Raw genomic sequence first — 12,210 nt, 5'->3', positions numbered from 1 at the left:
CTTGCGGCGTAGCCATAGGCGACAGCCCATTGCATGCCTATCAGCAAGCATTCAAGACCGACCCGACTTCTGCATTTGGCGGCATCATTGCCTTTAACCGTCCGGTCGACGAAGCCACTGCCCAGGCCGTAAGCGGACAATTCGTTGAGGTTCTGCTGGCCCCGGCCTACACGGATCAAGCCTTGGCTATTTTCGCAGCCAAAAAGAACGTGCGCGTACTTCAAATCCCACAAGGTGACGCACACAACGCCTTTGATATCAAACGGATAGGCGGCGGCTGGCTTGTACAGAATCCCGACGACTACCAAGTCCCGCAAAACGCATTCAAAGTGGTGACCACATTGGCTCCCACGGCGCAGCAAATGCAAGACCTCATGTTTGCCTGGAAGGTTGCCAAGTACGTCAAGTCCAACGCTATCGTCTTCGTCGGCAACGGCATGACGCTGGGCGTTGGGGCGGGCCAAATGAGCCGCATCGACTCCGCAAGAATTGCATCCATCAAGGCTGAAAACGCTGGGTTGACGCTAGTTGGCTCCGCTGTCGCGTCGGATGCGTTCTTCCCCTTCCGCGACGGTCTGGACGTTGTCGCCGAAGCCGGCGCCACCTGCGTAATCCAGCCAGGCGGCAGCGTGCGCGATGAAGAAGTCATTGCAGCTGCGAACGAAAGGGGCATAGCCATGCTGTTTACCGGCGCACGGCACTTCCGCCACTAATGCGCATCCTGGGGATAGATCCGGGGCTGCGGCGCACAGGCTTTGGCGTCATTGACGTCCAAGGCTCGCGCCTGCAGTATGTGACCAGCGGCACGATCATCGTGCCAACTGACCAACCCCTGGCCCAACGCCTGAAGGTCATACTGGACAATATCCGCGAGGTAGTACAAAGCACCCAGCCCACCGTGTCGGTGCTGGAAAAAGTCTTCGTCAATGCCAATCCGGCGTCTACCTTGCTGTTGGGCCAGGCGCGGGGCGCCGCCATGTGCGCGCTGGCAGACAGCAATCTCGACGTGCACGAATACACCGCGCTACAGGTAAAAAAAGCGGTGGTGGGCAACGGCCATGCGGCCAAGGAACAGGTTCAGAAAATGGTGCAGCACTTGCTGGCGTTAAGCGGCCTGCCCGCCGCTGACTCAGCCGACGCCCTGGCCTGCGCGATTTGCCATGCCCATTGCCACCCGCTGACCCAGCGCCTGAAAGACACCGGCCAGCTTGCTCCCAACCACACCAACCGCGTGCGCGGCGGACGCCTGGTCAGCTAACCTCTTAGAAAGGACGATCCCATGATAGGACGAATCACAGGCATCTTGCTGGAAAAGACGCCTCCTGTTGTTTGCATCGATGTAGGTGGCGTCGGTTACGAAATCGACGTTCCCATGAGCACGCTATACAACCTGCCGGAAAATGGCGCTAAGGTAACGCTGCATACCCACCTGGCGGTACGGGAAGATGCCCATACGCTATATGGATTTTCTACTGCCGGAGAACGCAGCGCTTTCCGTTTGCTGATCAAGGTTACTGGCATCGGTGCGCGTACTGCGTTGGCGGTGTTGTCGGGCATGACTGTCGAAGAGCTCGCCAGCGCGATTACGCAGCAGGAAAGTGGCAGGCTGACACGGGTTCCCGGAATTGGCAAGAAAACCGCAGAACGCTTATTGCTAGAGATGCGAGGAAAGCTGGGTGCCGATTTAGGCGGTGGCGGTCCAAGCTCTCATTCTGCAGGTCGGGATGATATTTTGAATGCGCTGCTGTCGCTAGGGTATTCAAACAATGAGTCGCAGGCGGCGTTGAAGAATCTGCCGGAAGGGGTGGAGGTCGCCGATGGGATACGGTTGGCTTTGAAGTCGCTGGCTAGGGCTTAACGGGCTGCTGCAGAGTACTTAGCGCTAGATTTTTCTTTACACGCCGTTGCTGTGGTCTTGCAGTTATTTCTGACACGCCGTTCCATCCATCACCTGATCGCCCACCAATCGCCAATCGCCAGCGTCACGCAAAGATGCCAAGCATGCTATCCGACCCAGCGGTGGTTCAAACTTCTATGCCGCAGCGGGGCAGGTCCTGGGAGGGGATGTTGCAGCGACTTTCGGTGTCGAGCGAGACGCACGCGAAGGTAGCCCGAATGGGCGGACGAGCGGGGCGAAGCGATGTTCGGCGCCGCAGGGCGACGAACCGGCAACGAGGAGCAAAACATCCCCTCCCAGAACCTGCCCCGCGGACAAAAGAAGAGATCCTAACGCCAAGGCACAAACGTGCGGATCAAGAGAAACACTGACGCAAAGGACCTGGCATACGGGACCAAGAAAAGATACTGACCCGTAAACGGAACCGATCACGCAGTGCGCAAAAACCCCGCATAAGCCGACAAATCGACATTACCGCCGCTTAACAACACCCCTACCCGTTTCCCTTTGACAGGAACCACCTCGTTAAAAACGGCTGCCGCCCCCAGACACCCTGTAGGCTCCACCACCATCTTCATCCGTTCAGCAAAAAACTGCATTGCCTGTATCAACTGCGGGTCGCTGACGGTCAGAATATCGCGCGCATGTTGCTTGATAATGGGGAAAGTCAGCTTACCTAGCCCCATCGTCAATGCGCCGTCGGCAATGGAATCCGGCGGAGCAATACGGACTACCTTGCCTTTTCGAAACGATTGCTGACCATCGTTGCCAGCCTGCGGTTCAACACCGTAGACCGCACAATCGGGGCTGATTGCATGTGCGGCGAGCAAAGAACCGGACAATAAGCCGCCTCCGCCCAAAGGAATGAACAGCGCGTCCAGTCCACCGACCTCTTCCAGCAGCTCTTTCACGGCGGTACCCTGCCCCGCGATGACATCCGGGTGATCAAACGGAGGAATTAAGGTCAGCCCTTGTTCCTGGACCAGCGTGCGGGCTATCTCTTCGCGATCTTCTGTATGGCGGTCATAGCTGACAACCCGGGCGCCATAGCCCAAGGTAGCTGCCTTTTTGGCGGCTGGCGCATCGTGAGGCATGACTATCGTGGCGGTGACGTCCAGCAACTGGCACGCCAACGCGATCGCCTGAGCATGATTGCCTGATGAAAACGCCACGACCCCAGCCTTACGCTGCGCGGCAGACAATTTTGCTACCGCGTTATAGCCGCCACGAAATTTGAAGGCACCAATACGTTGGAAATTTTCACATTTGAAAAAAACCTGGGCGTCCAGGCGGGCATTGATCGTTTGCGAAGTCAGTACAGGCGTGCGATACGCCACGACATCCAGCGTCTTGCTGGCGGCAACGACATCATCGTAGACAGGTAGGCGAAGGGTCATAAGTCATCAACTCGTTTCAAAAATTACGAAGTAAGCGCAGCTGGAATTATGCTGCAAGCGCGGCAAGGCTGCGCAACTGTTGCATAGTAGAGTACGATAAGCACTGTAAATATACTCAGCACACATCCCATGGCCATTCACTCCGACTCCCTATCCAGCATCGCTGCCATCGAACGCATTGTGGCGCCTGAAAGCGCCTCGCCCAACGAAGATTCCGTGGAACGCGCATTGCGCCCCCGAGCGCTTAGCGAATACATAGGGCAACATCGGGTACGCGAACAAATGGAAATCTTCATTGCGGCGGCTAAAAACCGGGGTGAGGCGCTCGATCATGTCTTGCTGTTCGGCCCTCCGGGGCTGGGCAAAACCACGCTCGCTCACATTATTGCGCATGAAATGGGGGTGCATTTGCGGCAAACCTCCGGGCCTGTGCTTGAACGCCCGGGCGACCTGGCCGCCTTGCTGACCAACCTTGAGAAAAACGATGTGTTGTTTATTGACGAAATCCATCGTCTATCACCGGTGGTCGAAGAAATCCTGTACCCGGCGCTGGAAGACTTCCAAATCGACATCCTGATTGGCGAAGGCCCGGCAGCGCGCAGCGTAAAAATCGATCTGCAGCCATTTACGCTGGTAGGCGCGACCACGCGCGCCGGCATGCTTACCAACCCGTTGCGCGATCGTTTTGGCATCGTCTCGCGGCTAGAGTTCTATAACGCCGACGATCTCACTCATATCGTCAAACGTAGCGCGCATTTGCTCAATGCCGAGACCACGCCCGATGGCGCAGCGGAAATAGCGCGACGGGCCCGGGGTACGCCACGGATTGCAAATCGTTTACTGCGAAGGGTGCGCGACTATGCCGAGGTCAAGGCCAACGGCCGTATTGATACCACTGTGGCCGGCGCGGCACTGGCCATGCTGGAAGTCGACCCGCAAGGCTTGGATTTAATGGACCGAAAGCTGCTGGAAGCGATTATCCACAAATTCGACGGCGGACCGGTAGGCGTCGACAGCCTGGCAGCTGCCATCGGCGAAGAACGCGATACCATCGAAGACGTGATCGAACCTTTTCTGATCCAGCACGGTTATCTGCAACGCACGCCGCGCGGCCGCATCGCCACACAGACCACCTGGCGCCATCTGGGATTGACTCCGCCCAAACCTGCCGGCACGCCTGACTTATTTACGTGACCGACGCCCTGACCTGATGGCGCCTAATTATCCGCTTGGGTGCTAGCCACCCACGCAACGGAGCAAATCCTCGCCATAAGCTTCAAGCTTGCGCGCTCCCACGCCGCTGATGCCACCCAGATCATCCAGTGATTGCGGGCAGGTCATTGCAATTTCTCGCAGCGTGGCATCATGAAAAATGACATACGCCGGAACGCCATGGCTGCGGGCCGTTTCTGAACGCCACGCCCGCAGGCTTTCAAAACGTTGCTGCGCTTCGCCCGGCAAGACGATGGCTTCCTTGTTTTTTGCGCTATCGGAGCGCGAGCTGCGCGCCTTCTTCTCGGGCTCACGCCGGAACATCAATGTTTGCTCGCCTTTTAGCACCGCGCGGCTGGCGTCGGTAAGCGCCAATGTGCCATACCCTTCGTTATCGACAGCCAGCAGGCTTTGGGCCAGCAACTGGCGCAATACCCCGCGCCAGGCCTGCTCGGACAGATCGGTGCCTATGCCGAAAACCGTCATGGTTTCGTGCTCGTATTGTTTGACCCTGTCGGTGGGTTTGCCGCGCAATATATCGATGAGATGACCGGCGCCGAAGCGCTGCCCGCGCTCGCGCCACAATCGATAAACTGCTGAAAGTATTTTCTGCGCCGCCACCGTGCCATCCCAGGCCTGAGGCGGCTCCAGGCAAGTATCGCAATTGCCGCAGGCCGATATGGTCTGTTCAAAATAAGCCAGCAAGCGCTCACGTCGGCACGACACCGTTTCACACAAGCCCAGCATCGCATCAAGCTGCGCGCCCAGGCGCCGCCTGAAGGCGTCATCGCCGGCCGATTCGTTGATCATGCGACGCTGCTGCACTACATCCTGCAAGCCATACGCCAGCCAGGCGGTAGCAGGCAAGCCATCGCGTCCTGCCCGACCGGTTTCCTGATAATACCCTTCGACGGACTTGGGCAAATCAATATGCGCAACAAACCGTACATCGGGCTTATTGACCCCCATGCCAAAAGCAATGGTGGCAACCATGACCATGCCGTCTTCCCGAAGGAAACGCGCCTGGTTCGTGGCCCGCACCGCCTGATTCAGGCCAGCATGGTATGGCAGCGCCGGAATGCCATTTTGGCAAAGATAGTCAGCCGTTTCCTCAACTCGTGCCCGGGACAGGCAATACACGATGCCGCAATCACCCGTGTGCTCGGCCTGAATAAAGGCCAGCAACTGCTTTCTGACCTCGTTTTTTTCGACGATGCGATAACGGATATTGGGCCGATCAAAACTGGCGACAAAATGAGGCGCGGCATCCAGGGCTAGGCGTTGCGCAATCTCACGCCGCGTAACCGCAGTCGCAGTCGCAGTCAGGGCCAGGCGTGGAATCTCCGGCCAGCGTTCGTGCAGAATGGACAGGCCCAGGTACTCGGGGCGGAAATCATGCCCCCATTGCGATACGCAATGCGCTTCGTCAATGGCAAAAAGCGAAATACGACCGCTGGAAAGCATGTCCAGGCACCGGTCTGTCAGCAATCGTTCTGGGGCCACATACAACAAGTCCAGTTGGCCCGACAGGAATGCCTGCTCTACGTCGCGCGCGGTGCGCCAGTCTTGCGAAGAATTCAGAAAGGCGGCGCGCACGCCCAACTCGAGCAGCGCATCGACCTGATCTTGCATTAGCGCAATCAAGGGCGAAATCACGACGCCTGTGCCAGGGCGAACCAGCGCGGGAATTTGATAGCAAAGCGATTTTCCGCCGCCAGTGGGCATAAGCACCAAGGCGTCACCGCCCTGCACGACATGCTCGATAATGGCCTGCTGGTCGCCACGAAAGGAATCGTAGCCAAAGACTTGCTGCAGTGTTTCTAGGGGCGAAATGGTCATGTGCTAATTAATAGGTACTGAAAAGCGAATACCTACATCATAGTCGCCGGTCACTAGTTGGCGTTCGGCCTGAAGGCCAATACGCAAATTCGGGCTATACCAAAACTGCTGTGTCAGTCCGAAACTGCGCTGTATATCTCCTACGGACGAGCGAGAGCTTTCGTACATGCCGCCCAAGTCTCCCCAGCGGCCCATGGGCACCGTCGCTGTTACCCTCTGGCGTATCCCGCCAACCGATGTCGAGACGTCCTGGTAGCGGCTAAGGTCGGCAAACCCTGCACTATGGCTTTCATTCACCCACGACAATTTCAAATCATCCAGCACGTCAACCTCGTAAGCAGCCTGATAGCGCCAGCCCGTCTGTACGCCCGCGCTCGCCCTGGCCACCCCTGCACTCCACGCACCCCAGCCACGCGTCTTGTAGCGCCCTCCTATGCCCGTAGTGACCAGGTCAGGCGCGACTTCGAGCTGGGACTCCAGCACAAACTGCGGACTCATCCGATAGCTTAAAACCGTATTGCTGGCAGTAGGCCCGTAATTCAGATCGCCTTGCGCCTGGCTGGCAGAATAATCCAGCGCGCCAACCGCCATGGAATATCGCCATGCACCACTATCGCCTGTATCGGCGAAAGAAGACTGCGATATGCTGATGCCGCCCATCCGGGTAGAACTCCCCCAAGCCGGAACAGCGATTTCGTTACTACCCAATGTGATGCCCAGACCCTGCTCCCCCGCATAGCGCCAGTTGCTGGCGCCGAGTGTCCAAGCATCTTGCGAGGGTGCCGGTAACCATCGAGAGCGTGAACCTGACGTACGCCGCCATCCACGCGTACCGCGCAATCCAGGCGAGGAGCTTGATACCTTCATTCGATGCCATTGGCGAAAATCAGTTTCCTGCCAAAAGAAATCGAACGATATATCGGGAATGTCCACATCCTCCGAAACATCGCCATCGTAAGGATCCGCTGACGCTTCCAGCGGATCCGGCAGGGGGACTGGCGGAGCAACCGTTATTTCAGGCACAGCGTACAAACGGACGGGGGCCAGGTCGGCCAGCGTCGGTCCCGACTGACCGCCAGCGCCATAGGCCTGGGAACACGCCAGCGCGGCGCACCACCCAAACACGCGAATCGAAACACCAACCGGTGAAAAAAACGTCATTGAAACCAAAACGCCCGTGTCAACGGGCAATAAATAACACGAACGAAAATTAACGGGGCCGCTGTATTGCCTTGAAATCCAGCATCGCTTCGCCGGAAGCGTCCATAGAACGTTTGATAGCGCTGTATTTTTCCAGCACGGCCGACTTGTAGATTACACCGAGCAACTGGGGATGCTCGCCCCGGCTGACCATGGGCAAGCGCTCCCCCTGAAACTGCACAAAGTGATCCTGGGCCTGATCCAGGGTCATGTCAGGATACAGTGTCTTCACGAAATCACGACGCAGCACCTCGCCTGCAAGCTTTTGCTGTATGTCGCCATGGCTCAACAATAAACTGGTGAGGTCTTGTTGCGCAATCACCCCTTGGTAAACGTTGTTTTCATCCACCACATACAGATACTTGACGGGATAATCCATAAACATCTGCAACGCATCGCTCACGGGAGCCGTCGTCGCCACCACCGTTTCCGCCGGCTTCAATAATTCCTCAAGCCTGGTGTGGCGCAGTTGCTGACGCAGCAAGACATCACGATCTCGTGCCACCGTAACTTCGTACATGGCCACCTCGGCAACGGCGCGCGATACAAAGTAAGACACAACGCAGGCCAGCATCAGCGGCAGCACAATCTGGTAGCTGAGCGTCATTTCGAAAATCATCAGTATGGCCATCAGAGGCGCGCTGGTAGCCGCGCCCAGAAAGCTGCCCATGCCCACGAGCGTGAACATGTAGGTTTCCGTGTTCATACCCGGCCACAAAAGCCCAAGCACCTGCCCGAACAAGGTTCCCAGCGCAGCCCCCACAAAGAGCGCCGGCGTAAAGACCCCGCCGACAGCGCCGGAGCCTACCGTCAACGCCGTGGCAAGCACCTTGCAAAACAAAATCAAGATCACCGCATACCAGGCCCATGACGTATGCAGCAGCGAATAGACCACGCTATAGCCATTGCCAGCCACCTGGGGCATGACGATCAGCAGCAGGCCAAGCAAAAACCCGCCAAGCGCGAGCCGCGCGGGCAATGGCAACCCAGTGTCCTTGAAACGGCGCTTAGTCCAGTCCAGCGACTTCAGAAATAACGGTGCAGCCAAGCCTGACAGCGCACCCAGAAGAATAAACGGGAGCACTTCCAGCGCCGGAATTTCGGGCATATTGATGATGGCATAAGTCGTTTGGTAATGCCCGGTCATACGCATGACAATATTGGCCGACGCGGCCGCAACAATCAGCGGTCCGAAGCTTTGCATGGCCATAGTGCCCAGCACAATCTCAGCCACAAATAGTGCGCCTGCGATGGGCGCACCGTAAGCCGACGCCACCCCAGCCGCCGCGCCGCAGGCAACCAGCAGGCGCAAGCGCGTCGTACTGAAATAAGTAAATCGGCCTATGGTCGACGCACTAAGTGCGGCCAGATGCACCATGGCTCCCTCGCGCCCGATTGATCCGCCTGAGGCCACCGTGCATAACGAGGAGAGCGAACGCAATAAACCCTGCCATATCGACAACCGGCCATCGCCTATGGCGACCGCTTCCATGTAATCGGAATTTGCACCAGCCTTGGATCTTGAAGCGGCCCATAACAACAGCCCTGCCACCAGCCCGCCGCAGGTGGGGAACAGCAAGCGTCCATACCATGGCAAGGTTTTGGTTACGCCGACAATAGACCCGCTCTCCCCTGTGACAAGCTGCTGGATCAGGCGCATGCCTTCATGAAAAGCGATAGTGGCAAAAGCCCCCAGCACGCCTACCAGCACTGCCCAGCACAACATAGCCGGCAGGTCCGAGAGCCATAAATAACCCGCCAGGCGTTGACGCATGGCTTGTACGGTGTGCCTTATCATGTGTTCCTTGTACAAAATAAACCATAAGGCTTGCGGCAAGCCCAACACCTATTTCAATCGATTTCCAGACGCTTGCCAGACGCCAAGCCACGAGGCACACTTCATTCTATGGAAAATCCCCTAGTAAAAGTACTGGTTGTCGACGACGACCCCGCATTACGTCAATTGCTGGCCGACTATCTTAATCGCCACAACTACGACACACTGCTTGCGCCCGACGCCAGCGATCTGCCGACGCGCATTCAACGCTACTCGCCTGATCTGGTCGTACTCGACCGCATGATGCCTGATGGCGACGGCGCCGAAGCCTGCCGGCGGTTACGTCAACTAGGCGAAGACATACCCGTTATTTTACTCACTGCGCGCGATGAAACGGTAGACCGTGTCATCGGGCTTGAAGCCGGCGCCGATGACTATCTGGGAAAGCCCTTCGACCCGCGCGAACTCCTGGCCCGCATCGAAGCCGTATTGCGCCGTAAAAAAGGGGCCTCGGCCCTGAACAAAGACAAGCCAGTGGCTTTCGGCCCTTTCATTTTTGATCCCACTACGCGCCAGCTAAGCAAAGAAAATGAACCCATCAAGCTGACTGGCGGCGAAGTGAATTTGCTGGAGGCCCTGGTCAACAACCCCGGTAAACCACTATCACGGGATCGCCTGCTGGCGCTGGCTCGCGATGATGATGAAGGCGAACGCAATGACCGCGCCATCGACATCGCTGTACTGCGCTTGCGGCGCGCAATAGAAGACGACCCCAAGCAACCTCGCTGGATTCAAACTGTATGGGGAGTCGGGTACCGGTTTTCGCCCTAGCCTCCATTACTATGCTTCGTTCAATTTTGCCAAGATCCCTGCGTGCGCGCATGGTGCTGCTGACCCTGGGCACGATATTGCTGGTGCAGGCAGCCACATTCGGCACGGTTTCTTATTACCGTAAGCAGTTCACCGAAGAAGTAGCGGTGGCACTCACGGCCACGACCATCCGCACGCTGCAAGCCGCTCTGGCCGAAATCCCGGCAGAACGACGAGCCGATTTCGTACAGAACGCGTCGCATAACCAATGGCGTCTATGGTCGCGCAGCCTGCCGTCTAATGCCAGCCTCGAAGAGCGACGACCGCCGCACGACAGGCGCAATGATCACCGCCCCCCTCCTCCCACAAACGACATACGCGACAACTTACGTTCGTTCGTTCTGGCCCTGAATCAGCGACTTAGCGACGATACACGCGTGGCGCTTTCACGCGGGCCTCAGCCCAGGGTTTACATTTCCATGCTGCCCGATACCGAGGATGACGTATCTCGGCACAGCCGTGAATGGCTGGTAATCCCACTGGACCGGATTACGCAGCCTGTAGCGACGCCGGTGATCGCAGTGTGGCTGACGGGCATGGGGCTATTCCTACTGTTATCGGCCGCTTTTGCCTGGCACATTACCCGCCCCTTGACCAGGCTGGCCAAGGCCGCCGACCAGTTAGCGGCAGGCCAACCCCAACGCGTGACACCGTCGGGGCCTAGCGAGACACGGATTCTGGGAGAGCGATTCAATGCCATGCTGGACACACTGGCGGAATCCAGCGCGGTACAGCGCACGCTCCTGGCCGGACTACCGCACGACCTGAAAGGGCCGCTGTCGAGAATGTGGCTACGGATTGAAATGGTCGACGACCCGACGTTTAAGGAAGGCATGCGCAAAGATGTCCAAGACATGCAGCGCATGGTCAACCAGTTCATCGGCTTCGTCCGAGGTTCTGACCCAGGCTCCTACCAATTCGCTCCCCTGGCGTTGAATACATGGCTGGAAGAACAAGTCTCCGCCTGGGAGAGCACGGGTAGCCCGGTCAAGCTGATCCGCACATGCTCTGAAGCAATAAAGCTCAAGGCAGACAAGATCGCCTTGGGGCGGCTGCTGGATAACCTGATTACCAATGCACTGAATCATGGGAAAGCGCCGGTAGAGTTGACGCTGGACGCAAGGAATGGTCAAGCTGTGATTACGGTGTCCGATCATGGACCGGGCATTTCAGCGGAACGGCGTGTAGAAGCGTTACGGCCATTCTCTCGATTGGACGATGCCCGCACGTTGACTGGCTCTGTCGGTTTGGGTCTGGCTTTGGCGGACGCCATTACCAAGGCGCACGATGGAAGCCTGGCTTTGGGCGAGGCTGCGGGTGGTGGGCTGGAAGTGACGATTAGTTTGCCGTTGGCGACTTGACGGTTGTTACGGCGTTTTCGTCCTTGCTACAGTTTTTCGATTCTTATGATGGCTTCATCGTTTTTATGACAGGTCCATCGTATTTGTGACGGACTCATCGTATTTGTGACGGTGCAGCGTGCGGGGTGGGCATGGCGAATAATCGCTGCGGTCCCGTTGGGACTTCCCGCGTAACCAACCTGGCTTTGCCGGGGCCGGGCGCGAACTCGTGGCCACGGACAGCACGCTGTCCGTAAGCGGGCCACTCAAACAGCGCGCCCTTATGCCCCGAGCCAGGTTGGCTACGCGGCGCGCTCAATATTCGCCATGCCCACCCCGCACGCTGCACCTCATAATTGCGCTGATTGGACGAGCCTTCTTATGGAAGGGTGGCGGCTGATGTAAGGCCGCTGAAAGACAGATGCCAGTGAGCCGAGGCTAATGGTCAATGCTAGTAGGCAGATACGAATGGCCATATGCCAATGCGCAGAACACCGCTAAGACCCTCTCCCTTTTTGCCTGCATCAGCTGCTGACCGAAGCCGGTTAGGTCAGCCTTTCATGTGACGGCGGCTGCCACAGGGGTTGGGGCAGGCGAAGTCAGCGTGCGCCGGGCCAAGTTTTATTTCCGGTGAGGCAAGCCCGCGCATGTTCGACCAGCACGCTTGCTGACAGTCCA

The 12,210-nt window shown here is 57.7% G+C and carries 9 protein-coding genes and 1 pseudogene; 6 read left to right on the top strand and 4 right to left on the bottom strand.

Translation table 11 applies throughout. From position 1 onward, the window contains the following. The 3 genes and pseudogenes from purH to ruvA form a co-directional block, all read left to right on the top strand. A pseudogene (gene purH / locus ABWO67_RS15880) lies at positions 1-713 on the top strand (bifunctional phosphoribosylaminoimidazolecarboxamide formyltransferase/IMP cyclohydrolase); the annotation flags it as partial. Continuing rightward, positions 713-1,258, top strand: coding sequence for a crossover junction endodeoxyribonuclease RuvC (gene ruvC / locus ABWO67_RS15875; RefSeq protein ID WP_353153244.1), 546 nt, complete (start codon positions 713-715; stop codon positions 1,256-1,258). The pseudogene purH and the gene ruvC, both read left to right, overlap by 1 nt. A 21-nt stretch (positions 1,259-1,279) precedes the next feature. Next, a complete protein-coding gene (ruvA, locus tag ABWO67_RS15870; protein WP_353153242.1) occupies positions 1,280-1,858 on the top strand; it encodes a Holliday junction branch migration protein RuvA in 579 nt (192 codons plus the stop codon). 467 nt (positions 1,859-2,325) lie between these two features. On the opposite strand, the gene ABWO67_RS15865 is transcribed toward ruvA, so the two are convergent. Then, complete coding sequence (locus ABWO67_RS15865; protein WP_353153240.1) at positions 2,326-3,294, bottom strand: threo-3-hydroxy-L-aspartate ammonia-lyase; 969 nt, start codon at positions 3,292-3,294, stop codon at positions 2,326-2,328. 129 nt (positions 3,295-3,423) lie between these two features. Between ABWO67_RS15865 and ruvB the strand changes: the two genes are divergently transcribed. After that, complete coding sequence (ruvB, locus tag ABWO67_RS15860) at positions 3,424-4,488, top strand: Holliday junction branch migration DNA helicase RuvB (protein WP_353153238.1); 1,065 nt, start codon at positions 3,424-3,426, stop codon at positions 4,486-4,488. A 42-nt stretch (positions 4,489-4,530) separates the two neighbouring features. Here ruvB and recQ read toward each other — a convergent pair whose 3' ends face one another. The 3 genes from recQ to ABWO67_RS15845 are packed head-to-tail and all read right to left on the bottom strand — an operon-like array spanning position 4,531 to position 9,343. Beyond that, entirely contained in the window at positions 4,531-6,345 is a 1,815-nt protein-coding gene (gene recQ, locus ABWO67_RS15855; protein ID WP_353153236.1) for a DNA helicase RecQ, read from the bottom strand. A gap of 3 nt (positions 6,346-6,348) precedes the next feature. Continuing rightward, positions 6,349-7,506, bottom strand: coding sequence for a fimbria/pilus outer membrane usher protein (locus ABWO67_RS15850; protein WP_353153234.1), 1,158 nt, complete (start codon positions 7,504-7,506; stop codon positions 6,349-6,351). Between the two features lie 49 nt (positions 7,507-7,555). Then, entirely contained in the window at positions 7,556-9,343 is a 1,788-nt protein-coding gene (locus ABWO67_RS15845) for a ClcB-like voltage-gated chloride channel protein (protein WP_353153232.1), read from the bottom strand. Positions 9,344-9,451: 108 nt separating this feature from the next. Here ABWO67_RS15845 and ABWO67_RS15840 point away from each other — a divergent pair, with 108 nt between their 5' ends. Beyond that, on the top strand, positions 9,452-10,153 hold the full coding sequence (locus tag ABWO67_RS15840) for a response regulator (RefSeq protein ID WP_353153230.1): 702 nt from the start codon (positions 9,452-9,454) through the stop codon (positions 10,151-10,153). Positions 10,154-10,158: 5 nt separating this feature from the next. Beyond that, on the top strand, positions 10,159-11,553 hold the full coding sequence (locus ABWO67_RS15835; protein WP_353153246.1) for an ATP-binding protein: 1,395 nt from the start codon (positions 10,159-10,161) through the stop codon (positions 11,551-11,553). Positions 11,554-12,210 lie beyond the last annotated feature (657 nt).

It is taken from the genome of Pollutimonas bauzanensis, assembly GCF_040393045.1.
In the GTDB taxonomy this organism is placed as follows: Bacteria; Pseudomonadota; Gammaproteobacteria; order Burkholderiales; family Burkholderiaceae_B; genus Pollutimonas; species Pollutimonas bauzanensis_A.
This window is presented reverse-complemented; position numbering and strand designations above follow the sequence as displayed.

Excerpts from the sequence above, each read along its gene's own strand:
- ruvC (WP_353153244.1), top strand. The coding sequence starts at position 713 with ATGCGCATCCTGGGGATAGATCCGGGGCTGCGGCGCACAGGCTTTGGC.
- ruvA (WP_353153242.1), top strand. The coding sequence starts at position 1,280 with ATGATAGGACGAATCACAGGCATCTTGCTGGAAAAGACGCCTCCTGTT.
- ABWO67_RS15865 (WP_353153240.1), bottom strand. The coding sequence starts at position 3,294 with ATGACCCTTCGCCTACCTGTCTACGATGATGTCGTTGCCGCCAGCAAG.
- ruvB (WP_353153238.1), top strand. The coding sequence starts at position 3,424 with ATGGCCATTCACTCCGACTCCCTATCCAGCATCGCTGCCATCGAACGC.
- recQ (WP_353153236.1), bottom strand. The coding sequence starts at position 6,345 with ATGACCATTTCGCCCCTAGAAACACTGCAGCAAGTCTTTGGCTACGAT.
- ABWO67_RS15850 (WP_353153234.1), bottom strand. The coding sequence starts at position 7,506 with ATGACGTTTTTTTCACCGGTTGGTGTTTCGATTCGCGTGTTTGGGTGG.
- ABWO67_RS15845 (WP_353153232.1), bottom strand. The coding sequence starts at position 9,343 with ATGATAAGGCACACCGTACAAGCCATGCGTCAACGCCTGGCGGGTTAT.
- ABWO67_RS15840 (WP_353153230.1), top strand. The coding sequence starts at position 9,452 with ATGGAAAATCCCCTAGTAAAAGTACTGGTTGTCGACGACGACCCCGCA.